This is a genomic window from Mycobacterium botniense (assembly GCF_010723305.1).
Lineage (GTDB): Bacteria > Actinomycetota > Actinomycetes > Mycobacteriales > Mycobacteriaceae > Mycobacterium > Mycobacterium botniense.
On record NZ_BLKW01000002.1, the window covers coordinates 269,952 to 294,433 of the forward strand.

Consider the following 24,482-nt stretch of genomic DNA (forward strand, 5'->3'; position numbering starts at 1 on the left):
AACCTAACCGGGTCGCGGGATCGCCACGGGGCATGCGGTCGGCGTCTAAGCTTTCTGCGTGCCGCTCTACGCCGCGTACGGATCCAACATGGATCCCGAGCAGATGGCGCAGCGGGCACCCCACTCACCGATGGCCGGGACCGGCTGGCTGCACGGCTGGCGGCTGACATTCGGGGGCGAGGACATCGGCTGGGAAGGGGCGCTGGCCACCATCGTCGAGGATCCGGGCTCGAAGGTGTTCGTCGTGCTCTACGACGTGACACCTGCCGACGAGAAGAACCTGGACCGGTGGGAAGGCTCGGAGTTGGGTATCCACAAGAAGATTCGGTGCCGGGTGGAGCGGGTGTCATCGGACACGACGACCGATCCCGTGCTGGCGTGGCTGTATGTGCTGGACGCGTGGGAGGGCGGGCTGCCGTCGGCCCACTACCTGGGTGTGATGGCCGATGCCGCCGAAATCGCAGGCGCGCCACCAGATTACGTGCATGACCTGCGTACCCGCCCGGCCCGCAACATCGGCCGCTGACCACGCTCGCGCGTCCGTCACGGTCTTTGTCCGCGAGCGTGCGTGTTTGCACACCGACACGCCGTCGCCGACGCCATTCTGTGCACTCTCGCGAGACCCCTAGGCCGCCTTGGCACGGTGCAGCTGCGCCTCGATACGGCCGATGAGGTCCCACGGACGGTACCTCACATCCTCGGCGACGATGGAGACGATGACCCACCCGAGGTCTTGGAGTGCCGCGGAACGGCGTCGATCCCGGAAGAAGGCTTCCGGACCGCTGTGCCAGGCGACGCCGTCGTACTCAGCAGCGACCCGGTACTCAGGCCACGCGAAGTCGAGCCGCCAGGTCTTGCCGTTCGCGTCCATGACCTCGTACTGCAGCACCGGCGTCGGCAGCCCCGCGTCGATCATGACCAAGCGAGCCTCGCTTTCCATGGGGGATTCCGCCTCAGGCGCAGCCAACGGAAGCAGCCCACGCACCGCCACGATTCCGCGCCGGCCGGACTGGTGGTCGATCGCCGTCCGCAGGTCGTCGCGATCGCACGTACCGCTGCGCAGCGCAGCGTCGAGCGTCGCCAATGCTCGAGGCCGACGCAGACCGCGAGCCACCTCGATCGCGGTCCACGCAGGCGTGGTGGCTGGTCGTCCCGCAACCGGCATCAGCGGCGCCCCTTCACGCCGGTGCACGACCAGACCGTCGGTGGGCCGCAGTTGCCGACCGTCGGGGTTGAGCACGTGCAGGTCCCCGGTTTGTTCGGTGTCGAAGCCGTATATTGCAGCGGCCGTGCCCAGGCACACCGCAACGGTGGTGCCCGTCGCCAGGTCCAGCCCACGCAGCTGCACACTGGTATCGACGTCGCCCCGACCATAAATGCCGTACCAGACTTTTTGCAGCCCACCGTGATTGAGTTCGTACTCCAATTGGCGGCGGGTCAAAAATGTCAACGCCTGGCGCGCGGTGACGACCCCGCCTTGTTCGTCGAGCAGCCCACTGAGTTCCGTGTTCATGCCGTTTATCGTGGGCGCGCGGATTCGACCGTGCCCCAGCGGACTGGTTGTTCGACACCGACCTGTGCATAAATTCAGCGTTGTGCACAGTCCGGCCGACGGACGAGCGTGCAGAGAATGCCACGTCCCGCGGCGTGTCGGTGCACAAACACGCACGCTCGCCGGAAAGGGGTTAGTGCAGCGCTGACTGCTCGACCACGTTGACCATCACCCGCACACCGATGGCCAGGGCACGCTCGTCGATGTCGAATGTCGGTTGATGCAGATCCAGCTGGGGCCCATCGCCCGACCACACCCCCAGTCGCGCCATAGCGCCGGGAACTTCCTCCAGATACCACGAGAAGTCCTCGCCCCCGCCGGATTGCCGGGTGTCGGCGAGCACATCGGGGCCGACGGCCTCGATAGCGTGGGTGAGAATGCGGGTCGAGGTCTCTTCGTTGACCACCGGCGGCACTCCACGGCGGTACTGCAGCGTGTGATCGATGCGCAGCGGCGACAGCAGCGCCGCAACCGCCTCGCGGACAATGTCTTCCAGATCCAGCCAGGTTTGGCGGCTGGCGGTGCGCACGGTGCCGGCCAGGACACCGGCTTGGGGTATGGCGTTGGCGGCCGTGCCGGCCTTGACCGCACCCCACACCATGACCGTGGCGTGCCGCGGATCGATGCGGCGCGAGAGCACACCGGGCAGCCCCGTGATCACAGTGCCCAGGCCGTACACCAGGTCAGCGGTCAGGTGCGGACGCGAGGTGTGCCCGCCGGGCGAATACACACTGATCTCGACCGAGTCGGCCGCCGAGGTGATCGGGCCTGATTTCACCGCCACTTTGCCAACCGCGAGCCGGGGATCACAGTGCAGCGCGAAGATCCGCGAGACCCCGGTCAACGCGCCGGCCGCGATCGCGTCCAGCGCGCCTCCGGGCATCAGCTCTTCTGCAGCCTGAAAGATGAGCCGCACTGCGACCGGCAACTCGGGCGCCGACGCCAGCGCCAGCGCGGTACCCAGCAGGATCGCGGTGTGCGCGTCGTGGCCGCACGCGTGCGCGACATTGGGCGTGGTCGAGGCGTACGGCGCACCGGTGCGCTCGGTCATTGGAAGGGCATCCAGGTCCGCCCGCAACGCGATCCTGGGCTCCTGCTCGGGGCCGAAATCGCAGGTCAGACCGGTCCCGCCGGGCAGCACCTTCGGGTTGAGACCGGCGTCGGCCAGCCGTTCGGCGACGAACTGCGTGGTGGCGAATTCCTGGCGCCCCAATTCGGGGTAGCGGTGCAGATGCCGCCGCCAGGCGATCACGTCGTGGTAGTGCGCGGCCAGCCACGCTTCGGCGCTGTCGACCAGACTCATGACACCGCCCGCCGGTCACGAGCCGACAGCACCCGCTCACGCTGACTTTGATCTTGAGCAAGGTGGACTATGCTGCGCGCCAAAATGATTGCACCTTCGACGACCGCGCGGTCGGCGCTGGCGCCGGCCGCGGCAGCGGCGAAGCCCGGCTGGTGCACGGTGGCGCCGCCAGCGTCGATGCCGATCATCGGATGGATGCCCGGCAACACCTGGGTCACGTTGCCCATATCGGTGCTGCCCACCGGCATCGCCGCCTCGGTATCGGCGGGAACCGGGTGGCGCCCGAGCCGGCGCATCTCCTCGCGACACACCTCGACGAGCCACTGATCGGGTTTGAGTTCCGCGTATGCCGGAGCAGCATCGTTGATTTCGTAGTCGCAGCCGGTTGCCAGCGCACCCGCGGCGAAGCAGGCCACCATTTTGGCCCGCAGTTCGCCCAGCGAATCCGAGTCTTTGGCCCGCATCGCATACTGCAGGGCCGCATGCCCGGGAATGACGTTCACGGCCTGCCCGCCATCGATGACGATGCCGTGCACCAGCTGCCCAGGTGCCAGCTGCTGGCGCAGCAAGCCGACCGCTACCTGCGCGACCGTCGCAGCGTCCGCGGCGTTGACACCCTGGTAAGGCGCGACCGCGGCGTGCGATTCCCGGCCCCGGTAGTGCACGGTCACTTCAGACAGCGCCAGCGACCGCATCCCCGCCATATCGATCGGCCCGGGGTGCACCATCACCGCCACCGCGATGTCGTCGAACGTCCCAGCCTGCAGCATCAATGCCTTTCCGCCACCGAACTCCTCGGCAGGCGTGCCCAGCAACGCCACCTTCAGTCCCAGCTCGTCAGCGACCTCAGCCAGCCCCAGCGCCGCGCCCACCCCGGCCGCCGCGATGATGTTGTGGCCGCAGGCGTGTCCGATGCCGGGTAATGCGTCGTATTCGGCGCACACCCCGACAACCAGCGGCCCGTTACCGAAATCGGCGCGAAACGCGGTGTCTAAACCACCGGCGGACGCGGTGATCTCAAAACCGCGTTCGGCGACCAGTGCCTGCGTTTTGGCGCAGCTGCGGTGTTCGGCGAAGGCCAACTCCGGCTCGGCGTGGATGGCGTGGGATAACTCGACGAGCTCGGCGCCGCGGCGCCGCACCGCCTGTTCCACACTCTCCAATGCGGGATTCGATGCGGGGGCGGCGGACATTCTCGCAGTATCTCACTGCTCGGCTGCGTCTCCCCGTCGTCCCCGGTCACGGCGGGTTCCGCCCCGACGCGCGTGGCCAGCTAGCCTCGATGGCTGTGAGTGGCCAGCCCGATCCCGAGACACTAGCGCGCGCGGCCGCACAGGTGATCGCGCAACGCAGCGGGGTCGCTGAACACGATGTTGCGATCGTTCTCGGATCGGGCTGGGCGCCGGCGGCCGCAGCGCTCGGCTCGCCGTCCGCGGTGCTGCCGATGGCCGAACTGCCGGGTTTCACCCCGCCAACCGCAGTGGGACACAGCGGACAGGTGTGCTCGGTGCCGGTCGGGGCGCACCGGGTGCTTGTGCTGGCCGGTCGCCTGCACCCCTACGAGGGCTATGAGCTGCGCCACGTGGTGCACCCGGTGCGGGCGGCGTGCGCGGCGGGAGCTCGCATCATTGTGCTGACCAACGCGGCCGGAGCGCTTCGCGATGACCTCGAGGTCGGCCAGCCGGTGCTGATCAGCGACCACTTGAACCTGACCGCGCGTTCGCCCTTGGTCGGGCCGCACTTCGTCGACCTGGTCGACGCGTATGCGCGGCGGCTGCGCACCCTCGCCCGCGAGACCGACCCGACGCTGACCGAAGGCGTCTACGCCGGCCTGCCCGGACCGCACTTTGAGACACCTGCCGAAATCCGGATGCTGCGCCTGCTGGGCGCTGATCTGGTGGGAATGTCCACCGTGCACGAGACCATCGCGGCGCGAGCCGCCGGGGCCGAGGTGCTCGGTGTTTCGCTGGTGACGAACCTGGCCGCCGGGATCTCCGGCCAACCGCTCAGCCATACCGAGGTACTCGCGGTTGGCGCCGCATCGGCTGCCCGGATGGGTTCGCTGCTGGCCGATGTGATCACCCGGATCTGAGCACACACGCCGTGACACCTGAGCAGTGGATCGCCCACGACCCCGACCCGGTGACAGCCGCCGAGCTCGCCCGCTGCGACCCTGACGAACTGTCCGCACGGTTTGCGCACCCACTGTCGTTCGGCACCGCGGGCCTGCGCGGGCCGCTTCGCGGCGGGCCCGACGCGATGAACCTGGCCGTGGTGCTGCGCGCCACCTGGGCGGTCGCACAGGTCCTCACCCGTCACGGCCATGGTGGTTCGCCGGTGATTGTGGGCCGCGACGCCCGGCACGGATCAAGCCAATTCGCCGTGGCGACCGCTGAAGTTCTTGCTGCACAAGGATTTTCGGTTCTATTGCTGCCCGATCCGGTGCCCACGCCAGTGGTGGCGTTCGCGGTGCGGCAGATCGGCGCCGCCGCCGGCATCCAGATCACGGCCTCGCACAACCCCCCGACCGACAACGGCTACAAGGTGTATGTCGAAGGCGGCATGCAGGTCGCGGCCCCGGTCGACCGCGAGATCGAAACCGCGATGACCGCCGCCCCGTTCGCTGACCGGATCGCCAGAAGCCCGGTGCAACCCGCGGATACCGGTGTGGTCGGCAGCTACATCGAACGGGCCGCCCACATCCGGCGCAGCGCGGGCACCCTTCGGGTCGCGCTGACACCATTGCACGGTGTCGGCGGCGCGGTGGCCGTCGAAACCCTGCGGCGCGCCGGGTTCACCGATGTGCACTGCGTCGCATCACAGTTTTCCCCGGACCCGGACTTTCCCACGGTCGCGTTCCCCAACCCGGAGGAACCCGGCGCCACCGACGCCGTGCTGGCCCTGGCCGCCGACGTTGGCGCCGATATCGCGATCGCACTGGATCCCGACGCCGACCGCTGCGCGGTGGGAATCCCCACACCCGCGGGATGGCGGATGCTTTCCGGAAACGAAACAGGTTGGCTGCTGGGTGATTACATTTTGTCACGGACCCCGGTTCCGGGAGCGGTGGCCAGCACTGTCGTATCGTCGCGGATGCTGGCGGCGATCGCCGCCTACTACGGCGCGCCCTACGTCGAAACGCTCACCGGTTTCAAATGGCTTGCCCGTGCCGACGCGGATCTACCCGGAGCTGCCTTGATTTATGCCTACGAGGAAGCGATCGGCTACTGTGTTGACCCCGACGCCGTCCGCGACAAGGACGGTATCAGCGCCGCGGTGCTGATCTGCGATTTGGCGGCGATGCGCAAAGAGCAGGGAGCCTCGCTGCTCGACGCGCTCGACGAGCTCGCACGACGGCACGGTGTGCATGAGAGTGCGTTGGTGTCACGTGACGTCGCCGGCGCCGCCGAGGCCGCGGACTTGATGCGGCGGCTGCGGGCCCATCCCCCGCAGCAGATGGCCGGATTCGATCTCACCACAATCGATTTGCTCAATCACCCGGGACGGCTTCGGTCCGACGTGCTGATCTTCGGCGGCAGCGGCGGCGACATGTCAGTGCGAGTGGTGGTGCGCCCCTCCGGTACGGAGCCGAAAATCAAGTTCTACTTGGAGGTTCGCTGTCCTGCGTCCACCAATCTGCGCGACGGCCGGCAGCGGGCGGCCGCACTGCGTGACGAACTGGTCAGCGCAGTGCGGCGCTGGTAGTGTCAGCGCGGCCCGAACTGGCGGTCACCGGCGTCGCCGAGCCCTGGCACGATATACGCGATCTCGTTAAGCCCGTCGTCGACAGCCGCGGTGAACAACCGCACGTTCGGCGCCGATTTCTCCAGCGCGGCAATGCCTTCCGGCGCAGCGATCACGCTGATCACGGTGATGTCCGTCGCACCGCGGCAGCGCAGCAGATCGATAACATGGATCATCGAGCCGCCGGTCGCCAGCATCGGGTCAAGGACCATCACCGGCTGGACGCTCACGTCGTCGGGCAGTGCCTCCAGATAGGGAACCGGCAGATGAGTGTGCTCGTCGCGGGCCACCCCGACAAAGGCCACCCGAGCCTCCGGTATCAGCGCGTGTGCCTGGTCGACCATGCCCAGCCCGGCCCGCAGCACCGGAACCAGCAGCGGCGGTTTCACCAATCGTGCGCCCAGCGTCTCGGCCAGCGGAGTGCGGACGGGCACCGCTTCAGCAGGCGCGTCTCGGGTGGCCTCATAGACCAGCATCAGCGTCAAGTCGCGCAAGGCTGCACGAAACGCGGCGTTATCGGTGCGCTCATCACGCAGTGTGGTCAGCCGAGCGGCGGCCAGCGGGTGGTCCACGACACACACCTGCACGGTCCGACACTAATTGATTTCCGTGCTGGACACGGTCGTCTGCGTGCCCGGCGCCCCACACACCTGCTCCTATACTCCGGGCATGAGGCGCCTGCGACGGGAGAGGATCAGGGGATTTCGAGCTCTCGGGCTGCTGGGGGTGCTGGCGGTGGGTGCGGCGGTAGCGTCGTCACCGTCGTTTCACGTGACTCGCGTGGGTCTCGCGGCGGCCGCTGTGCCCACACCCGCGCACGTGGTGATCGTGGTGGAGGAGAACCGCTCTCAAAGCGCGATCATCGGCAACAAGTCGGCGCCCTACATCAATGCGCTGGCCGCCAACGGTGCGATGATGACGCAGTCGTTCGCCGAAACCCACCCCAGTGAGCCGAACTACTTCGCCCTGTTCGCCGGCAGCACACTCGGGCTGAAAGACAACAGCTGCCCTGTCAACGCCGGCGCAGCGCCGAACCTGGCATCCGAATTGCTCGCCGCCGGGTACACGTTCATCGGTTTCGCGGAAGACCTGCCCGCTGTCGGCTCGCTCGCCTGCAGCTCGGGCAAATATGCGCGCAAGCATGCGCCGTGGGTCAGCTTCACCAATGTGCCGCGCGGCTATTCGGTGCCGTTCTCCGCATTTCCGGGTCCCGCCAACTACGCCAGCCTGCCCACCGTGTCGTTCGTCATCCCCAATCTCGACCACGACATGCACGACGGCTCGATCGCCCAGGGTGATACATGGCTGCGCGACAACCTGTCCGCGTACGCGCAATGGGCCAAAACCAACAACAGCCTGCTGATTCTGACCTGGGACGAAGACGACAACACCACTCGCAATCAGATCCCGACCATTTTCTACGGCGCCAACGTGAAGACAGGTGCCTACGGTCAGCCGATCAGTCACTACACCGTGTTGTCCACCCTGGAGCAGATGTACCAGCTACCCAAGACCGGCTACGCGGCGCAAGCTCCTCCGCTCACAGCTATTTGGGAAGTCTAGGCTCTGGGCAGCTATCCCGCCGGCCGCGCGGCGGGGCCCGGCCGGTGCGGACTCGATCCGGGGCCCGCGCCCACCGTCGCTATTCTGTGCCGCATGGCTGCTGACCTCGTGCCCATCCGGCTGAGCCTGACTGTTGGGGACCGGTACACCTTGTGGGCGCCGCGCTGGCGTGACTCCGGTGAGGAATGGGAGGCGTTTCTGGGCAAAGACGAGGATCTCTACGGTTTCGGCAGCGTCGCCGACCTGGTCGCCTTTGTGCGCAGCGGCACCGACAACGACCTTGTGGACCATCCGGCGTGGAACGACCTGACGAAGGCCAACGCGCACCGGCTGGCTCCGGCCGAGGATAAGCAGTTCGACCTGATCACCGTCGAGGAGCTGGTCTCGGAAAAACCAACCGCCGAATCGGTCAGCCGGCTGGCGGACACGCTGACGATCGTGTCGTCCCTCGGAACGGTCTGTGAGTTGGCGGCGGTCTCGAAATTCTTCAACGGCAACCCCATCGTGGGGACGCTCGCCGGGGGGATCGAGCATTTCCACGGCAGAGCCGGGCTCAAACGCTGGAATGCGATCGCCGAGATCATCGGGCGCGGCTGGGATGATGTGCTGGCCGCCATCGAGGACATTGTGTGTACTCCCGAGGTCGATGCGCAGCTGTCGGCCCGCGCTGCCGAGGAGCTGGCCCAACCGCAGGAGGAGACGGAGCGCTCCGAGGCGGATGACGAGACCGCTGAGGACACCCCGCCCGTCGACACCGGTGACGACGACACCGGCGGCGCCGACACAGAAACCCCCGCGGCCGCCGAGAGCGTCGTCTTGGGTAGCGACGAGGATTTCTGGCTGAAGGTGGGCATCGACCCGATCCAGATCATGACGGGTGCTGGCACCTTCTACACCCTGCGCTGCTACTTTGATGACCGTCCGATCTTTTTAGGGCGTAACGGACGGATCAGCGTGTTCACCTCCGAGCGGGCGCTGGCCCGCTACCTTGCCGATGAGCACGACCATGACCTGTCCGATTTGAGCACCTATGACGACATCCGCACCGCCGCCACCGACGGCTCATTGACGATCGACATCACCGACGACAACGTCTACGTGCTGACGGGGCTGGCCGACGATTTCGCCGAGGGACCCGCCGCGGTGGATCGCGAGCAGCTCGACCTGGCTGTCGAGCTGCTCCGCGACGTCGGCGACTACGCCGAGGACAGCACCGTCGACAAGGCGCTGGCGACGGACCGGCCGTTGGGCAAGCTGGTGGCCTACGTGCTCGACCCCAGCTCTGTCAGCAAACCCGCGGGCCCCTACGCCGACGCGGTGCGTGAGTGGGAGCAGCTGGAACGGTTCGTCGAATCGCGGCTCCGACGCGAATAGCCGATGCCCACCCGCTGCGTGGCCGCCGGCGCCGGCCGGCGGTCAGCCGATCAGCACGGCGTACCGCGGCTTGATCACCTCGTCGATGATCGCCAGCCGCTCATCGAACGGGATGAACGCCGATTTCATCGCGTTGATGGTGAACCGCTCCAAATCGCTCCAGCTGTAGCCGAATGCCTCAACCAGCCGGTGCATTTCGCGGCTCATCGACGTGTCACTCATCAGCCGGTTGTCGGTGTTGATCGTCACCCGGAACCGGGTCCGGGCCAGCAAGTCGAACGGATGCTCGGCGATGCTGTCGACCACCCCGGAGTGCACGTTGGAACTGGGGCATAGTTCGAGTGGAATTCGCTTGTCCCGCAAAATCGAAGCCAGCCGGCCCAGCCGCACAGTGCCGTCGTCGTCGACGTGGATGTCGTCGACGATGCGCACACCATGGCCGAGCCGGTCGGCGCCGCAGAACGCGATCGCCTCGTGGATGGACGGCAGGCCGAACGCCTCACCGGCGTGAATGGTGAAGCGGGCGTTGTGGTCTCGCATGTATTCGAAAGCGTCCAGGTGCCGGGAGGGAGGGTAGCCGGCTTCTGCGCCGGCGATGTCGAATCCGACCACCCCCTTGTCGCGGAACCGGATCGCCAGCTCGGCGATCTCCCGCGACAGCGCGGCGTGGCGCATCGCGGTGACCAGACAACGCACGGTGATGGTGCGACCGGCGGCCGCCGCGGCCTTTTCGCCGTCGGCGAACCCGGCCAGCACCGCGTCGACCACCTCATCGAACGACAATCCGCCCTCGATATGCAGTTCGGGGGCGAAACGCACCTCGGCGTACACCACGTTGTCGGCGGCCAGGTCCTCCACGCACTCATAGGCGACCCGGTGCAGCGCCTCGGGTGTCTGCATCACGGCTACGGTGTGCGAGAACGGCTCCAGGTAGCGCTCCAGCGACCCGCTGTAGGAGCGGGTGTGAAACCAGCGGGCCAGCTCGTCGACATCAGTGGTGGGCAAATCGTCGTAGCCGATCCGGCCGGCGATGTCCACCACGGTCGCCGGGCGCAGCCCGCCGTCGAGGTGATCGTGCAGCAGCGCCTTCGGGGCTTTCTCGATCATCTCCAGGGTTAACGATGCGGTCATGAGGTCATCCGATCGAGGATCAAAGGTTGCGGGCGGGGCGGGGTGTCAACCACGCGCCAGCCGCCGTCGAGTGCGCTCATCGCAGCCGGGAAACGCTCCGGCGTGTCGGTGTACAGCGTGAACAACCGCTCACCGGCCGCGACCGGCTCACCGGGCCGCCGGTGAATGCGGATCCCGGCGCCGGGCTGCACCCGCTCGCCCGGACGCGATCTGCCCGCACCGAGCCGCCATACCGTCAACCCTATTGCCATCGCGTCGATGTCGCCCATTGTGCCGCCCCGGGCGGCGGTGACGGTCTCCGAACACGCCCCGATCGGCAACGGTGCCGACAGATCACCGCCTTGCGCGGTCACCAGCGCGCGGAACCTGTCCATCGCCGTGCCGTCACGGAGGCTCTGCGCCGGATCACGGTCGTCGACCCCGGCAAGCTCGAGCATCTCGGCGGCTAACCGCAGCGTCAGCTCCACCACATCGGGCGGCCCACCACCGGCAAGCACCTCCAGCGCCTCGGCCACCTCGACGGCGTTGCCGGCCGCGCCGCCCAGCGGGCGGTTCATGTCGGTGAGCAACGCGCGGGTGCGCAGCCCGTGGGCGGCGCCGAGCCGGGTCATGGTGTGCGCCAGCTCCCGGCACTGTGCCACAGATTTGATCAGCGCCCCGGAACCGACCTTCACGTCGAGCACCAGCGCGCCCGCGCCCTCGGCCAGCTTTTTGCTCATCACGGAGCTGGCGATCAACGGCAGCGACTCGACCGTGCCGGTGATGTCGCGCAACGCGTAGAGCTTGGCATCAGCCGGCGCCAGCTGGCCGGCCGCGAAGATCGCGGCCCCGACAGTGCACAGTTGCTGACGCACGTGCTCGTTGGGGAGGTGCGCGGTGAAGCCGGCGATGGACTCCAGCTTGTCCAGGGTCCCCCCGGTGTGGCCAAGCCCCCGGCCGGCCGCCTGCGGCACCGCGGCACCGCAGGCGGCGACGACGGGCACCACCGTCAGCGTGATTTTGTCTCCCACCCCGCCGGTGGAGTGCTTGTCGACGGTCGCCAGCGGGTGGCCGGCGCGTCGAAGACCGCGCAGGTCGAGCCGATCGCCTGAGGACACCATCGCCGTGGTCCAGCGGACGGTTTCGCGGTAGTCCATGCCGCGCAAAAAGATCGCCATCAGCAGCGCAGCCATCTGCTCTTCGGCGACCCGGCCCCGGGTGTAGGCGTCGATCACCCAGTCGATCTCGGCGTCGGTGAGCCGGCCCCCGTCACGTTTGGTTTTGATCACCGCCGGTGCGTCGAAGCTCACCGGGACCGCCCTGCCAGATCGCCGGGGCCGAACGCATCCGGCAACAGCTCACCAAGCCGGCGGGGCCGGTCTGGATGGTCGATCCACAACTGTGCGCCGCCGTGCTCCCACAGCACCTGACGGCACCGCCCGCACGGCATCAGCGGCGAACCCGCGGGATCCACGCACGCCAGCGCCACCAGCCTGCCGCCCCCGGTCGAATACAGGGCGCACACCACTGCGCATTCAGCGCAGAGACCTAGGCCATATGAGACATTCTCCACATTGCATCCGGTGACTACCCGGCCGTCGTCAACCAACGCCGCCGCCCCTACCCGGAACTGTGAATACGGCGCGTATGCTCTCGATGCTGCTTGGATCGCTTTGTCCCGCAGCATCTTCCAATCGATTGCCCGGTCCGTCGTCGCCATATCCGATGGTTTCTCAGTGCATTCGGCGGCTTGGTCGCCGATCTCTGCAAGCCACCCTAGCGGCGCCGCGGCGGTGCCCGGCGGCGGCCGCGGAGTGGTTCTGCAACCCGGAAGGGTTTAAAGTCCACCCCACGACACGTTGGGGAGGGCCGATGACGACGATGTCCGCAAAGCCCGCTCGCCCGGTCCCGCGGACCCTGTACCGCGGTGATCCCGGCATGTGGTCGTGGGTATTGCACCGCATCACCGGAGTGACCATCTTTTTTTTCCTGTTCGTGCACGTGCTGGACACCGCGCTGGTCCGGGTGAGTCCGCAGGCCTATGACGAGGTCATCGAGCTTTACAAGACACCGGTCGTGGGCCTGATGGAGCTGGGGTTGGTGGCCGCGGTGCTCTACCACGCGCTGAACGGTGTCCGGATCATCCTGATCGACTTTTGGGGGCAAGGGCCGCGCTACCAGCGGCTGATGTTGTGGGGGGTCGGCATCGTGTGGCTGCTGATCATGGTCCCGGCCAGCGTGGTGATCGGTGTCCGCCTGCTGGGACGGTGGGGATGAGCGCACCTGTTCGGGGCCCGGTACCGGGGTGCAGCGACAACCGGCCTGCCGGGCTGGGCGATCCGCGGACACCGCGGCGCCGGCCGGCGCGTATACCCAACTTCGAGAAGTACGCCTGGCTGTTCATGCGGTTGTCCGGTGTCGTGCTGGTGTTCTTGGCGCTCGGGCACCTGTTCGTGATGCTGGTGCCCGACGACGGGGTGTACCGCATCGACTTCAACTACGTGGCGGCGCGCTGGCACTCGGGGTTCTGGCAAATCTGGGATCTGCTGCTGTTGTGGCTGGCGCAGCTGCACGGCGGCAACGGCCTGCGCATCATCATCGACGACTACGCCCGCACGGGCTCCGCCCGGTTCTGGCTGAATACTGTGCTGGCGGCCTCGATGGTGTTCGTTTTAGCGCTGGGCAGCTACGTGCTGCTGACCTTCGACCCGAATATCGCATGACTCACCACCATCGCTTCGACGTAGTGATCGTCGGCGCCGGCGGTGCCGGGTTGCGGGCCGCGATCGAGGCGGGTCCGCGGGTGCGCACCGCGGTCTTGACCAAGCTGTATCCCACCCGCAGCCACACCGGCGCCGCCCAGGGCGGCATCTGCGCGGCGCTGGCCAATGTCGAAGAGGACAACTGGGAATGGCACATGTTCGACACCGTCAAGGGCGGCGACTACCTGGCCGACCAGGACGCGGTGGAGATCATGTGCAAAGAAGCCATCAACGCGGTGCTCGACCTGGAGAAGATGGGGATGCCGTTCAACCGCACCCCCGACGGCCGCATCGACCAGCGCCACTTCGGCGGGCACACCCGCGAGCACGGCAAGGCCCCGGTGCGCCGTGCGTGTTACGCGGCCGATCGCACCGGCCACATGATCCTGCAGACGCTGTATCAGAACTGCATCAAGCACGATGTGCAGTTCTTCACCGAGTTTTACGTACTCGACCTGGCGCTGACGCAGACCTCGGACGGGCCGGTGAGCACCGGGGTGGTCGCCTACGAACTGGCCACCGGCGACATACATGTCTTTCACGCCAAGGCCGTAGTGATCGCCACCGGCGGCTCGGGCCGTATCTACAAGACCACCTCCAATGCGCACACCCTGACCGGTGACGGCATCGCCATCGTATTCCGCAAGGGACTTCCATTGGAGGACATGGAATTTCACCAATTTCACCCGACCGGTCTGGCGGGGCTGGGCATTGTGGTCTCCGAAGCCGTGCGCGGCGAGGGTGGGTGGCTGCTCAACGGTGAAGGCGAGCGGTTCATGCAACGCTACGCGCCGAGCATCCGGGATTTGGCGCCGCGCGATATTGTCGCCCGCTCGGTGGTGCGCGAGGTGCTGGAAGGCCGTGGCGCCGGGCCGCGCAAGGATTACGTCTACCTCGACGTGCGCCATCTCGGCGCGGACGTGCTGTGCGCCAAGCTGCCCGATGTCACCCAGTTCGCGCGCACCTACTTGGGCGTGGACCCGCTCACCGAGCTGATTCCGGTCTACCCGACCTGTCACTACCTGATGGGCGGGATCCCGACCACCGTGACCGGGCAGGTGCTGTGCGACAACACCACCACCGTGGCCGGGCTGTACGCCGCGGGTGAATGCGCGTGCGTGTCGGTGCACGGCGCCAACCGGCTGGGCACCAACTCGCTGCTGGATATCAACGTCTTCGGCCGGCGGGCCGGTATCGCCGCGGCCGACTACGCGCTCGGGCACGATTTCGTCGACATGCCGCCGCAACCGGAGGCGATGGTGCTCGGCTGGCTCGCCACCATCCTTTCCGGGCACGGCAGCGAACGCGTCGCCGACATCCGTCATGCGCTGCAGCAAACGATGGACACCAACGCCGCGGTGTTCCGCACCGAGGACACTCTTCAGCACGCACTCAAAGACATTCACGCTTTGAAGGATCGCTACTCCCGGATACGGCTGCACGACAAAGGGAAACGCTTCAACAGCGAGCTGCTGGAGGCGATCGAGCTGGGTTTCCTGCTGGAGCTGGCCGAGGTCACCGTGGTGGGTGCATTGCACCGCCGAGAATCCCGCGGCGGGCATGCCCGCGAGGATTACCCGAGCCGCGACGACACCCACTACCTGCGCCACACCATGGCGTACAAACAAGGCAGTGAGCTGCTGTCCGATATCCGACTGGACGTCAAACCCGTCGTGCAGACCCGCTACGCGCCCGGGGAGCGGACGTACTGATGGTTCTCGCGGCACAAGCCGGCGACCTGCCTCCGATTCCCGAGGGCGCGGTGATGGTGACGCTGAAGATTGCCCGGTTCAACCCGGAAGAGCCGGACAAATATGCGAATACCGGCGGCTGGCAAAGCTTCCGGGTGCCGGGCCTGCCCACCGACCGGGTGCTCAACCTGCTGATGTACATCAAGGACTATCTCGACGGGACACTTACCTTCCGCCGGTCGTGCGCGCATGGCGTGTGCGGCTCCGATGCCATGCGGATCAACGGTGTCAACCGGCTGGCCTGCCAGGTGCTGATACGTGATGTGCTGCCGGATAAACCGGGCAAGCCAGTGACCGTGACGATCGAACCCCTCCGCGGGCTGCCGGTGCAGAAGGACCTGGTGGTCGACATGGAGCCGTTCTTCGCCGCCTACCGCGCAGTCAAGCCGTACCTGATCACCAGCGGGGAGCCACCGGCGCGGGAGCGCAGACAAAGCCCGGCCGACCGGGCCCGCTACGACGACACCACCACCTGCATCCTGTGCGCGGCCTGCACCACCAGCTGCCCGGTGTTTTGGCATGCGGGCAGCTACGTCGGCCCCGCGGCGATCGTCACCGCGCATCGCTTCATCTTCGACAGCCGCGACGAGGCCACCGCCGAGCGCCTCGATATCCTCAACGAGGCCGACGGGGTGTGGCGCTGCCGGACCACGTTCAACTGCACCCAGTGCTGCCCACGCGGCATCGAAGTCACCAGGGCGATCGGAGAGGTCAAGCGCGCGCTGTTCACGCGCTGAGCGGCTGTCCACCACTGCGGGGTGGCACGAGCACACCGCCGGCGCCGCTAACATCCGCCACGTCTGCCACAAGAGTCACCGCCCAAGTCACCGTGCTCTGTGCCCGGCTCTGAGCGATTTTCGGCGCGCAGTGCCAGCACCCGTTGATGGATGCGATGCTCGGTGCCACGCGGCATCTGCCCCGGACCGTAGCGGCCCCGCCCGAGTCGGCGCACCCGGCCCCGTCGCATTTCCCACCGCAACGCGTCCGACACCGATTTCGGCGCCGGCCGACCGACGTCGAAACCCTGCGCGGCGAGCGCCTCGACCAGGCTCGTGATGGTCGTGGGACCGTGGTCAAACAGGTGCATCGTGAGGGTGTAGCGGAGTTCGATTCCACGCAAACGCAGGCGCCGCACGTCGTTCATCGTCAGACCATCGCATGCTGGTACGACATCATCGTGAAATCGCTCGAAGGCGGGCACATCCCCACTTGACCGAAGCGGTGACGCGTGTGACAGATGAAGCACCAGTGCTGCACGCTGAACCTTCGGCCCGAACGTCCGCGTGCCGTCACATATTCCGCGGCTACCGCGTCTGACGGGTATGACGATCCGCGTCGAACCCCGTCCCCGAAACGCGCACCGCTGGGGATCCGCGCGATGTGCCGGTACGCCAAACGACGCCGGCGTGATCGAGCGATCGGATCGGCGTGCAGAACATGCGGGCACGAATGAATGCGGGGTTGGCGATATCCCATAGGGCGCAAACCTTTTCGTCGCGCACCATGATGGCGAGGATCGCGGCAGCAGCGGGCCACCGTGCCGGGACCGTCACTGACCCCCGAGTCTAGGCAGGCCCGGTCCACACCGGACGAGACACTCGCGGGCAAGATGGCGGGGATGGAGTTCCCCGATTTGTCGGCCAAGGCGGATCGCTACCTGTGGGGCCATTTCGCCCGTCACGGTGCGGGCATCAGCCCGCCGATCATCACTGGTGGTGAGGGTGTGCGGATTGTCGACGACCGCGGCAAGAGCTACCTCGACGCGCTGAGCGGGCTGTTCGTGGTGCAGGTCGGGTACGGGCGTGCCGAGCTCGCCGAGGCCGCCGCACGGCAGGCCCGCAGGCTGGCGTACTTCCCGCTGTGGTCCTATGCCACTGCACCGGCGATCGAGCTCGCCGAGCGCATCGCGCACTACGCGCCCGGTGATCTGAACCGGGTGTTCTTCACCACCGGCGGCGGCGAGGCCGTGGAGACCGCGTGGAAGCTCGCCAAGCAGTACTTCAAGCTGACCGGCAAACCGGGTAAGTACAAGGCGATCTCGCGGACGGTCGCCTACCACGGCACCCCGCACGGGGCGCTGGCGATCACCGGCGTGCCCGAGTACAAGGCGCCGTTCGAACCGCTGACACCGGGCAGTGTCCGGGTGCCCAACACCAACTTCTACCGCGCACCCGAGCCGTTGCACAACGACGCCAAAGCCTTCGGGCGCTGGGCCGCCGACCGCATCGCCGAAGCGATCGACTTCGAAGGGCCGCACACCGTCGCCGCCGTGTTTTTGGAACCGGTGCAAAACGCGGGTGGCTGCATCCCGCCTCCCCCAGGTTATTTCGAGCGGGTCCGCGAGATCTGCGACCACTACGACGTGCTGCTGGTCTCCGACGAGGTGATCTGCGGCTTCGGGCGGATCGGGTCGATGTTCGCCTGCGACGATTTCGGCTATGTGCCCGATATGATCACCTGCGCCAAGGGCCTGACATCGGGTTACGCACCGCTCGGCGCGATGATCGCCAGCGACCGACTGTTCGAACCGTTCGGTGACGGTGACACGATGTTCCCGCACGGCTACACCTTCGGAGGACACCCCGTGTCGGCGGCCGTCGCGCTGGCCAACCTCGACATCTTCGAGCGGGAGCGCCTCAACGACCACGTCAAGCACCACGCACCGAAGCTGCGCGCCACCCTGGAGAAGCTGGATGACCTGCCCATCGTCGGTGATATCCGCGGCGAGGGTTATTTCTACGCCATCGAGCTGGTCAAGGATAAGGCCAGCAAGGAAACCTTCACCGCCGACGAACGCCGCCGGCTGCTGCCCGAGCTGTCCGCGGCGCTCTACGATGCCGGGCTGTACTGCCGCATCGACGACCGCGGTGACCCGGCGATCCAGGTGGCGCCGCCGCTGATCAGCGGCCCGGCCGAGTTCGACGCCATCGAATCCATCCTGCGCGCCGTGCTCAGCCGTCGCTAGGCGGCACGATGCGGCAGTGGCCGAGCCACCCCTCGACTCGATATTAACTTCTACCCCACCCGTCACAGCGCGGCGTCCGGGAATCCGGCCGCCGGTCGCCTACCCTGCACAGAGATGGCCTTCTTACGTTCCGCATCGTGCCTGGCAGCCACGGTGTACCTGGTGCTGCTTGGCCTGCCGGCTGCCGGCGCCGAACCGAATGCCGCCCCGGCCAACTGCCCCTATAAGGTGTCCACTCCGCCCGCGGTGGACTCCTCGGAGGTCCCGCACGCCGGAGATCCACCGCTTCCGCTGCCGGTGCCCGCGACTCCGGTGGGCGGAAAGGCGTTGGGCGAGTGCGGACTCATCACCGCGCCCGGCACACCGCCGGTGCCCGGTGATATCTCGGCGGAGGCCTGGCTGGTGGCGGACCTGGACAACGGCGCCGTCATCGCCGCCAAAGACCCGCACGGGCGTCACCGCCCGGCCAGCGTCATCAAGGTGCTGATCGCCATGGTGGCGCTCACCGAGCTCAACCTCAACACCACGGTGGCCGGCACCGCCGAGGACGCCGCCGCCGAGGGCACCAAAGTCGGCGTCGCCCCGGAGGGCACCTACACCGTCAACCAGTTGCTGCATGGGCTGTTAATGCATTCGGGCAACGACGCCGCGCACGCCTTGGCCAGGCAGCTCGGCGGAATGCAGGCGGCATTAACGAAGATCAATGTGCTGGCCACCAAACTGGGCGGGCGCGACACCCGGGTGGCGACGCCGTCCGGGCTGGACGGGCCGGGCATGAGCACGTCGGCCTACGATATCGCCCTGTTCTACCGCTACGCCTGGCAGAACCCGACCTTCGCCGACATCGTGGCCACCCGGACCTTCGATTTCCCGGGGCACGGCGATCACCCCGGCTACCAGCTGGAAAACGATAATCAGCTGCTCTACAACTACCCGGGTGCGCTGGGCGGCAAGACCGGCTACACCGATGACGCGGGTCAGACCTTTGTGGGCGCCGCCGGCCGCGACGGGCGCCGGCTGTTGGTGGTGCTGTTACATGGCACCCGCGAACCCATACCCCCGTGGCAGCAGGCGGCGCACCTGCTGGACTACGGGTTCGCGACCGCCCCGGGCACCCAGATCGGAACACTCGTCGAACCCGATCCCGCCCTGTCACCGGCCAAGGCTGCTGCCGACGACACCGGAACCCTCGCCCGCGGCGGCCCGCTTGCGCACCCCGCCGACGCAGTGCCGATCCGGGTGGGTGTGACGGTCATCGGGACGGTCATCGTCGCGGCGTTGATCATGCTCGCCCGCTCACTAAACCGTCGACCGGCGCCCTGAGCGCGCGCCCCGGCGTACCCCTCGCCGACATGCCGGAGCGCCTCTCAGGTATTGGTGGATAGCAGACCCCACCCACTGAGAGGGGACGCGAGTGGGCCGAATCGACGAGTTGCGACGCTCCCGGCAGGGTTTTGTGGTCGGGCTCACCGCGGCCAGCGTTGGCATCATCTCCGGCTATGACCTGTCCAGCACCGCCGGTGCGCTGCTGTACCTCACCGACGGGTTCCGCTTGACCACACACCAGCAGGAACTGGTGATCACGGTTGTGGTGATCGGCGAGATCGCCGGAGCACTGGGCGGTGCCGTGCTCGCCAATGCGATCGGCCGGAAGACGTCGATGGTGCTGGTGGTCACCGCGTATGCGGTATTCGCCGTGCTGAGCGCAATATCGACGTCGGTGACGATGCTGCTGGTGGTTCGGCTGCTGGTCGGTGTGGCTATCGGTGTTTCGCTCGTCGTGGTTCCGGTCTACATCGCCGAGTCCGCGCCGGCGGCGATACGCGGTTCCGTGCTGGTCGCCTATCAGGTGGCGACGGTCCTCGGGATCATCGCCGGTTACCTGGTCGCCTACCTGCTCGCCAGTTGGCAAAACTGGCGAGCGATGCTGGGCCTGGCGGCCGTGCCGGCCGTGCTGGTGCTGCTGCTGCTGCGCCGGCTATCCGGCACCGCTCGCTGGTACATGCTCAAGGGCCGGGTCCGTGAAGCCCGCCACGCCTTACAGCGGATCGAGCCCGACACAGACGTCGAGAACGAACTCGCCGAGATCAGCCGCGCAGTCGAAGAAGAACGCGGCGGCGCGCTCACCGAGATGCTGCGCAGCCCCTACCGGCGCGCGATGATCTTCGTCCTCGGGCTGGGGTTTCTCTCCCAGGCCACCGGTATCAACGCGATCGTGTGCTATAGCCCCCGGCTCTTCGAGGCGATGCATTTCACCGGCAATTTCGCCCTGCTTGTCCTGCCGGCTCTCGTGCAGGTCATCGCGCTGGCCGCGGTGTTCGTCGCCATGGACCTGGTCGACCGGCTGGGCCGCCGACCGATCCTGTTATCAGGGATCGCGATGATGCTGGCAGCAAACCTCTTGCTGATCTGGGTGTTCGTCGTTCCAAGCGCGGGCGCTGTGCCCACAACATTCGGGTTTCTTGCCGTGCTGGTGTTCACGATCGGCTACAACCTCGGCTTCGGCGCCCTGATATGCGTTTATGCTGGCGAGAGCCTGCCCTCACGGCTGCGGTCCATCGGGTCCGGCGCGATGCTGGCGGCGGATCGGGTGGCCAACGCGCTCGTCGCCGCTGTTTTCCTCACCATGCTGCATGCGCTGGGCGCAGGGACATTCGCTCTGTTCGGTCTTCTCGCGGCCGGTAGTTTCGCATTCGTGTACCGGCTGGCTCCGGAAACCAAGGGCAGGCAGCTCGAGGATATCCGCCACTTCTGGGAAAACGGCGGTAAACCAGGCGCTGAGCCGGTCATTGCGCTGTCGGGATCCCGGCAATGATGAGCGCAGTCCACATCCAGGCGGGGCGGTGAGCCCAGCGGCCGCTGTCCGCGGCCGGTTGATGGCCGCCGAGATCGCCGAACAACCCCGGGTGTGGCGTCGGGTGTTGACCCGGGCCGTCGAGCCGATCGCCGCCGCGGCTGCCCGCATCGCTGCTGCCGCACCGCGATTCGTGCTTTTCGCCGCCCGCGGAAGCAGCGCGAACGCAGCGCTGTACGCCAAGTACCTCGTCGAGGTCGTCCACGGGTTGCCGGCCGGGTTGGTGTCACCGTCCGCGACAACTGTGTACGGGGCGCGTCCGCAGCTGCGCGATGTGCTCTACGTCGCGGTGAGCCAATCCGGGAGCTCGCCCGATCTGGTGCGCTGCGTTGAGGCCGCCCGCCGGCAGGGCGCGCTGACGCTGACCGTGACCAATAACCCCGCCTCCGCGCTGGCCGGTGCGGCCGAGATGCACGTTGACATGCTCGCCGGGCCGGAACGGTCAGTGGCGGCGACCAAGTCCTATACCGCCGAGCTGCTGGTGCTGTATCTGCTGTTCGACCGTCTGCGCGGCGGTGACGGTCAGCACGCCACGCCGCTGCCCGATGTGGCCGACCGTGTGCTGGCCGGCGAGGTCGACGCGGTGGCTCACCGTTACCGGTTCGCGCAGCGGCTGATCACCACCGGACGCGGCTATTCCTATGCGACGGCACGTGAGGCCGCGCTCAAGCTGATGGAAACCTGCTACCTGTCGGCGCAGGCTTTTTCGGGCGCGGACCTGCTGCACGGTCCTCTTGCCACGGTCGACACCCAGGTGCCCGTGCTGGCCGTCGTCCCCGAAGGCGTCGCCGGGCGGGCGATGCTGCCGGTGCTGTCCCGCTTGGCAGAACGCCGCGCCGATATCGTCGGCGTCGGCGCCGGCCCCATACCGGATCAGCTGGCGACCCGGATCACCCTGCCCGGCGGGATACCCCAGGAGTTGTCGCCGTTACTGGAAATCCTTCCGCTGCAACAACTGGCGCTGCAGTTAGCGATCGCCCGCGGCGGCGACCCGGACAAGCCGCGCGGCCTGCACAAGGTCACCGCGACGCTATGACGCTGATCGGCGCCGGGATCGTCGCCATCGACGACCGGATCTGCCGGCCCGGGTGGGTGCAGACGTCCGGGCGGCAGATCGTCGCGTGCGGGCCGGGCCCGCCCCCGCGGCCGGCCGACGTCAACGTGCCCGATGCGGTGGTGGTGCCCGGTTTCGTCGACATGCATGTGCACGGCGGCGCCGGCGCGTTCTACCATGACGACCCAGCCGCTATCGCGCGGGCCGCGGCGTTTCACTTGCGGCACGGCACCACCACGACGATGGCCAGCCTGCTCACCGCATCGCGACAAAATCTGCTCGCAACGGTGCGCACCCTCGCCGAGGCAACACGCCAGGGTGTTGTCGCGGGGATTCATCTGGAGGGGCCCTGGCTCAGCCCGGCACACTGCGGGGCACACGACCGCGGACAGCTGCGTGATCCCGAGCCCGACGAGATCGACACCGTGCTTACGACGGGCGACGGCGCGATCCGGATGGTGACGCTGGCCCCGGAGCGGCCCGGCTGCGCCGCGGCCATCAAACGCTTCCGCGACGCCGGCGTGGTGGTGGCCGTCGGGCATACCGATGCGACGTACGAGCAGACGCGGCGCGCGATCAGCGCCGGCGCGACGGTGGGAACGCATGTGTTCAACGCGATGCGGCCGCTTCATCAACGCGAACCGGGACCGGCGCTTGCTCTGCTGCAAGAGGAGCAGGTGACCGTCGAAATCATCGCCGATGGCGTGCATGTTCACCCCGCGCTGATGCGCGCGGTGATCGATGCTGCCGGGCCAGCCCGGGTCGCCGTCATCACCGACGCCACCGCGGCGGCCGGACTCGGTGACGGTTCATTTCGGTGGGGAGCGCTGCCTATCGACGTTGTCTCAGGGGTGGCGCGGGTGCACGGCACGGCAACCATCGCGGGCAGTACCAGCACCATGGACCAGCTCTTCCGCGCGGCGGTCGGCCTCGGCGACGGTTCGGATGCCGCGCTTGCCGCCGCGGTGCGCATGACCGCGACCACCCCGGCGCGCGCGCTGGGCTTGGACAACCTGGGCAGGCTGCACCCCGGCTTCGACGCCAACTTGGTGGTGCTGGACCGCGATTTGCAGGTGAGGGCCGTCATGGCCAACGGCGAGTGGCGGGTGCAGCCCGGTTCCTGACCCCCTGTACTCGCCGCCCGACCGGTTTACCGTCATCGTGACCCACCCTTGAAGAACCCAGTGATCCTTGGTCGCTAGCGATCCATGGCCGCTAGGCGATGAGGATTCGACACCTGCATCCTCTGCCCCCCATTGCCTGTCTCAGCTCACCGACACGACCGAATCTTCGAAATCACACACCCTCAGCTGCACTGCATTTCCGGAAGAGCCTCTCAACCAGCAGAAATCACCGACACCGTGTTATTAGCCAAGTTGGTGACATAGGCGTCGCCGGCCTGCGGGCCGGTCGGGCTGACCGCCACGAACTGTGGCGCGCTTCCCACGCCGATGGTGGCGATCACGGTGTCGGTGGCAGGATCGATCACCGACACAGCTTTATCACCAATGTCGACGACGTAGACATCACCAGTCTGGGGGCTCACCGCCACGCCATAAGTGCCCGTGGTATACGTCCCCATGTCGATGGTGGCGATCACGGTGTTGGTGCTGGGATCGATCACCGACACTACATCGCTGGTGTTGGCTGCGTAGATGTCACCGGCGCCGGGGACCCCGTCGGGGGCGACCGCTATCCAGTGCGCTCCATCGCCCACGGGGATGGTGGCGATCACGGCATCAGTGCTGGGATCAATCACCGACACATCGCCAGTGGCCACGTAGACGTCGCCGGCGCCGGGGACCCCGTCGGGGGCGACCGCCACCCCAACTCCACCGACGGGGATGGTGGCAATCACGGTATCAGTGCTGGGATCAATCACCGATACATCGTCAACGCCGGTCACATAGACGTCACCGGTCTGCGGGCTCACCGCTACCCCCGGGCTCGGCGAAGAACCAACGGGGATGGTGGCGATCACCGTGTCGGTACTGGGATCAATCACCGACACCTCCCCACCTTCTCCGGTTACATAAACGTCGCCGGCTCCGGTGACCCCGCTGGGGGCGACCGCCACCCCATACGGCTCAGAGCCCACGGGAATGGTGGCGGCCACGGCACCAGTGCTGGGGTCGATCACCGACACGTCGCCAGAGCCCGAATTGGCCACGTAGACATCACCGGCGCCGGTGACGCCGCCGGGGGCGACCGCCACCCCTTCCGGCTCAGAGCCCACGGGGATGCTGGTCGCCCCAGCGGCCCCGCCGGCTCCGCCGGTCCCGCCGGCCCCGCCGGTGCCGCCGGTGCTGCCGACGGGGCTGCCGCCCGGGCTGCCTTTCTCGCCTGGGCTGCCGGCAGCGACAGTGCTGGAGCCGCCGGCGCCGCCGTTGCCGCCGGCGCCGCCGTTACCGCCGTTACCGGCCGTCCCCGCCATCCCGGAGGCTGCCCGA

At 67.5% G+C, this 24,482-nt stretch carries 23 protein-coding genes; 14 read left to right on the plus strand and 9 right to left on the minus strand.

The annotated features are described in order from the left end of the window. Nucleotides 1–58: 58 nt before the first annotated feature. Nucleotides 59–526, plus strand: a complete 468-nt coding sequence (locus G6N08_RS01525; protein ID WP_163753606.1) for a gamma-glutamylcyclotransferase family protein — start codon at nucleotides 59–61, stop codon at nucleotides 524–526. A 99-nt stretch (nucleotides 527–625) separates the two neighbouring features. Here the strand turns inward: G6N08_RS01525 and G6N08_RS01530 are convergent, their stop codons facing one another. From G6N08_RS01530 to G6N08_RS01540, 3 genes are all read right to left on the minus strand, one after another. Further along, a complete protein-coding gene (locus G6N08_RS01530) occupies nucleotides 626–1,513 on the minus strand; it encodes a type IV toxin-antitoxin system AbiEi family antitoxin (RefSeq protein ID WP_163753607.1) in 888 nt (295 codons plus the stop codon). Between the two features lie 172 nt (nucleotides 1,514–1,685). Then, entirely contained in the window at nucleotides 1,686–2,855 is a 1,170-nt protein-coding gene (locus tag G6N08_RS01535; protein ID WP_163753609.1) for a M20 family metallopeptidase, read from the minus strand. Further along, on the minus strand, nucleotides 2,852–4,048 hold the full coding sequence (locus G6N08_RS01540; RefSeq protein ID WP_163753611.1) for a M20 family metallopeptidase: 1,197 nt from the start codon (nucleotides 4,046–4,048) through the stop codon (nucleotides 2,852–2,854). The genes G6N08_RS01535 and G6N08_RS01540 overlap by 4 nt, the downstream gene beginning before the upstream one ends. Nucleotides 4,049–4,143: 95 nt before the next feature. On the opposite strand from G6N08_RS01540, the gene G6N08_RS01545 reads away from it, so the two are divergent. Next, on the plus strand, nucleotides 4,144–4,947 hold the full coding sequence (locus G6N08_RS01545; RefSeq protein WP_246216566.1) for a purine-nucleoside phosphorylase: 804 nt from the start codon (nucleotides 4,144–4,146) through the stop codon (nucleotides 4,945–4,947). Between the two features lie 11 nt (nucleotides 4,948–4,958). After that, nucleotides 4,959–6,560 carry a phospho-sugar mutase gene (locus G6N08_RS01550; protein ID WP_163753615.1) on the plus strand — a complete coding sequence of 534 codons (1,602 nt, stop codon included), beginning with the start codon at nucleotides 4,959–4,961 and terminating at the stop codon, nucleotides 6,558–6,560. A 2-nt stretch (nucleotides 6,561–6,562) separates the two neighbouring features. On the opposite strand, the gene upp is transcribed toward G6N08_RS01550, so the two are convergent. After that, nucleotides 6,563–7,186: a uracil phosphoribosyltransferase gene (gene upp / locus G6N08_RS01555; RefSeq protein ID WP_163753617.1), complete on the minus strand. Its 624-nt coding sequence runs from the start codon at nucleotides 7,184–7,186 to the stop codon at nucleotides 6,563–6,565. An 82-nt stretch (nucleotides 7,187–7,268) separates the two neighbouring features. Here upp and G6N08_RS01560 point away from each other — a divergent pair, with 82 nt between their 5' ends. After that, nucleotides 7,269–8,162 carry an alkaline phosphatase family protein gene (locus G6N08_RS01560; RefSeq protein ID WP_163753619.1) on the plus strand — a complete coding sequence of 298 codons (894 nt, stop codon included), beginning with the start codon at nucleotides 7,269–7,271 and terminating at the stop codon, nucleotides 8,160–8,162. A 93-nt stretch (nucleotides 8,163–8,255) separates the two neighbouring features. Then, a complete protein-coding gene (gene satS, locus G6N08_RS01565) occupies nucleotides 8,256–9,536 on the plus strand; it encodes a protein export chaperone SatS (RefSeq protein WP_163753621.1) in 1,281 nt (426 codons plus the stop codon). Nucleotides 9,537–9,578: 42 nt separating this feature from the next. Here satS and G6N08_RS01570 read toward each other — a convergent pair whose 3' ends face one another. From G6N08_RS01570 to G6N08_RS01580, 3 genes are read right to left on the minus strand one after another with little or no spacing between them, the layout of a single operon-like run. Next, entirely contained in the window at nucleotides 9,579–10,667 is a 1,089-nt protein-coding gene (locus G6N08_RS01570) for an adenosine deaminase (protein ID WP_163753623.1), read from the minus strand. Continuing rightward, nucleotides 10,664–11,956 carry a thymidine phosphorylase gene (locus G6N08_RS01575; protein WP_163753625.1) on the minus strand — a complete coding sequence of 431 codons (1,293 nt, stop codon included), beginning with the start codon at nucleotides 11,954–11,956 and terminating at the stop codon, nucleotides 10,664–10,666. Before G6N08_RS01575 ends, G6N08_RS01570 begins: the two co-directional genes overlap by 4 nt. Continuing rightward, complete coding sequence (locus G6N08_RS01580; protein WP_163753627.1) at nucleotides 11,953–12,366, minus strand: cytidine deaminase; 414 nt, start codon at nucleotides 12,364–12,366, stop codon at nucleotides 11,953–11,955. Before G6N08_RS01580 ends, G6N08_RS01575 begins: the two co-directional genes overlap by 4 nt. 152 nt (nucleotides 12,367–12,518) lie before the next feature. On the opposite strand from G6N08_RS01580, the gene sdhC reads away from it, so the two are divergent. Genes sdhC through G6N08_RS01600 form a run of 4 tightly spaced genes read left to right on the plus strand, consistent with a single transcriptional unit; the run spans nucleotide 12,519 to nucleotide 15,896 of the window. Further along, complete coding sequence (gene sdhC / locus G6N08_RS01585) at nucleotides 12,519–12,923, plus strand: succinate dehydrogenase, cytochrome b556 subunit (protein WP_163753629.1); 405 nt, start codon at nucleotides 12,519–12,521, stop codon at nucleotides 12,921–12,923. Beyond that, the gene (locus G6N08_RS01590) at nucleotides 12,920–13,369 is read left to right on the plus strand and encodes a succinate dehydrogenase hydrophobic membrane anchor subunit (RefSeq protein WP_163753631.1); all 450 of its coding nucleotides are present in this window, start codon (nucleotides 12,920–12,922) and stop codon (nucleotides 13,367–13,369) included. Before sdhC ends, G6N08_RS01590 begins: the two co-directional genes overlap by 4 nt. Continuing rightward, nucleotides 13,366–15,120, plus strand: coding sequence for a succinate dehydrogenase flavoprotein subunit (sdhA, locus tag G6N08_RS01595; protein WP_163753633.1), 1,755 nt, complete (start codon nucleotides 13,366–13,368; stop codon nucleotides 15,118–15,120). The genes G6N08_RS01590 and sdhA overlap by 4 nt, the downstream gene beginning before the upstream one ends. Continuing rightward, on the plus strand, nucleotides 15,120–15,896 hold the full coding sequence (locus G6N08_RS01600) for a succinate dehydrogenase iron-sulfur subunit (RefSeq protein WP_163753634.1): 777 nt from the start codon (nucleotides 15,120–15,122) through the stop codon (nucleotides 15,894–15,896). Before sdhA ends, G6N08_RS01600 begins: the two co-directional genes overlap by 1 nt. Before the next feature lie 47 nt (nucleotides 15,897–15,943). Here the strand turns inward: G6N08_RS01600 and G6N08_RS01605 are convergent, their stop codons facing one another. Continuing rightward, nucleotides 15,944–16,303: a hypothetical protein gene (locus tag G6N08_RS01605; RefSeq protein ID WP_163753635.1), complete on the minus strand. Its 360-nt coding sequence runs from the start codon at nucleotides 16,301–16,303 to the stop codon at nucleotides 15,944–15,946. 465 nt (nucleotides 16,304–16,768) lie between these two features. Here G6N08_RS01605 and G6N08_RS01610 point away from each other — a divergent pair, with 465 nt between their 5' ends. The 5 genes from G6N08_RS01610 to nagA all read left to right on the plus strand — a co-directional run bounded on the left by G6N08_RS01610 (nucleotide 16,769) and on the right by nagA (nucleotide 23,156). Then, nucleotides 16,769–18,124 carry an aspartate aminotransferase family protein gene (locus tag G6N08_RS01610; RefSeq protein ID WP_218033361.1) on the plus strand — a complete coding sequence of 452 codons (1,356 nt, stop codon included), beginning with the start codon at nucleotides 16,769–16,771 and terminating at the stop codon, nucleotides 18,122–18,124. Between the two features lie 114 nt (nucleotides 18,125–18,238). After that, nucleotides 18,239–19,447: a D-alanyl-D-alanine carboxypeptidase DacB1 gene (gene dacB1 / locus G6N08_RS01615; protein WP_163753637.1), complete on the plus strand. Its 1,209-nt coding sequence runs from the start codon at nucleotides 18,239–18,241 to the stop codon at nucleotides 19,445–19,447. A gap of 91 nt (nucleotides 19,448–19,538) precedes the next feature. Continuing rightward, the gene (locus G6N08_RS01620) at nucleotides 19,539–20,939 is read left to right on the plus strand and encodes a sugar porter family MFS transporter (RefSeq protein ID WP_163753638.1); all 1,401 of its coding nucleotides are present in this window, start codon (nucleotides 19,539–19,541) and stop codon (nucleotides 20,937–20,939) included. A gap of 61 nt (nucleotides 20,940–21,000) precedes the next feature. Further along, nucleotides 21,001–22,014, plus strand: coding sequence for an SIS domain-containing protein (locus G6N08_RS01625; protein ID WP_163756518.1), 1,014 nt, complete (start codon nucleotides 21,001–21,003; stop codon nucleotides 22,012–22,014). After that, complete coding sequence (gene nagA / locus G6N08_RS01630; RefSeq protein ID WP_163753639.1) at nucleotides 22,011–23,156, plus strand: N-acetylglucosamine-6-phosphate deacetylase; 1,146 nt, start codon at nucleotides 22,011–22,013, stop codon at nucleotides 23,154–23,156. The genes G6N08_RS01625 and nagA overlap by 4 nt, the downstream gene beginning before the upstream one ends. Nucleotides 23,157–23,368: 212 nt before the next feature. Here the strand turns inward: nagA and G6N08_RS01635 are convergent, their stop codons facing one another. Next, nucleotides 23,369–24,466: a beta-propeller fold lactonase family protein gene (locus G6N08_RS01635; protein ID WP_443093834.1), complete on the minus strand. Its 1,098-nt coding sequence runs from the start codon at nucleotides 24,464–24,466 to the stop codon at nucleotides 23,369–23,371. Nucleotides 24,467–24,482 lie beyond the last annotated feature (16 nt).

What these genes read in the sequence shown, in the direction of transcription:
- G6N08_RS01530 (WP_163753607.1), bottom strand. Translation starts at nt 1,513, where the DNA reads ATGAACACGGAACTCAGTGGGCTGCTCGACGAACAAGGCGGGGTCGTC.
- G6N08_RS01535 (WP_163753609.1), bottom strand. Translation starts at nt 2,855, where the DNA reads ATGAGTCTGGTCGACAGCGCCGAAGCGTGGCTGGCCGCGCACTACCAC.
- G6N08_RS01540 (WP_163753611.1), bottom strand. Translation starts at nt 4,048, where the DNA reads ATGTCCGCCGCCCCCGCATCGAATCCCGCATTGGAGAGTGTGGAACAG.
- G6N08_RS01560 (WP_163753619.1), top strand. Translation starts at nt 7,269, where the DNA reads ATGAGGCGCCTGCGACGGGAGAGGATCAGGGGATTTCGAGCTCTCGGG.
- satS (WP_163753621.1), top strand. Translation starts at nt 8,256, where the DNA reads ATGGCTGCTGACCTCGTGCCCATCCGGCTGAGCCTGACTGTTGGGGAC.
- G6N08_RS01570 (WP_163753623.1), bottom strand. Translation starts at nt 10,667, where the DNA reads ATGACCGCATCGTTAACCCTGGAGATGATCGAGAAAGCCCCGAAGGCG.
- G6N08_RS01580 (WP_163753627.1), bottom strand. Translation starts at nt 12,366, where the DNA reads ATGGCGACGACGGACCGGGCAATCGATTGGAAGATGCTGCGGGACAAA.
- sdhC (WP_163753629.1), top strand. Translation starts at nt 12,519, where the DNA reads ATGACGACGATGTCCGCAAAGCCCGCTCGCCCGGTCCCGCGGACCCTG.
- G6N08_RS01590 (WP_163753631.1), top strand. Translation starts at nt 12,920, where the DNA reads ATGAGCGCACCTGTTCGGGGCCCGGTACCGGGGTGCAGCGACAACCGG.
- sdhA (WP_163753633.1), top strand. Translation starts at nt 13,366, where the DNA reads ATGACTCACCACCATCGCTTCGACGTAGTGATCGTCGGCGCCGGCGGT.
- G6N08_RS01600 (WP_163753634.1), top strand. Translation starts at nt 15,120, where the DNA reads ATGGTTCTCGCGGCACAAGCCGGCGACCTGCCTCCGATTCCCGAGGGC.
- G6N08_RS01605 (WP_163753635.1), bottom strand. Translation starts at nt 16,303, where the DNA reads ATGAACGACGTGCGGCGCCTGCGTTTGCGTGGAATCGAACTCCGCTAC.
- G6N08_RS01610 (WP_218033361.1), top strand. Translation starts at nt 16,769, where the DNA reads ATGGCGGGGATGGAGTTCCCCGATTTGTCGGCCAAGGCGGATCGCTAC.
- dacB1 (WP_163753637.1), top strand. Translation starts at nt 18,239, where the DNA reads ATGGCCTTCTTACGTTCCGCATCGTGCCTGGCAGCCACGGTGTACCTG.
- G6N08_RS01625 (WP_163756518.1), top strand. Translation starts at nt 21,001, where the DNA reads ATGGCCGCCGAGATCGCCGAACAACCCCGGGTGTGGCGTCGGGTGTTG.
- nagA (WP_163753639.1), top strand. Translation starts at nt 22,011, where the DNA reads ATGACGCTGATCGGCGCCGGGATCGTCGCCATCGACGACCGGATCTGC.
- G6N08_RS01635 (WP_443093834.1), bottom strand. Translation starts at nt 24,466, where the DNA reads ATGGCGGGGACGGCCGGTAACGGCGGTAACGGCGGCGCCGGCGGCAAC.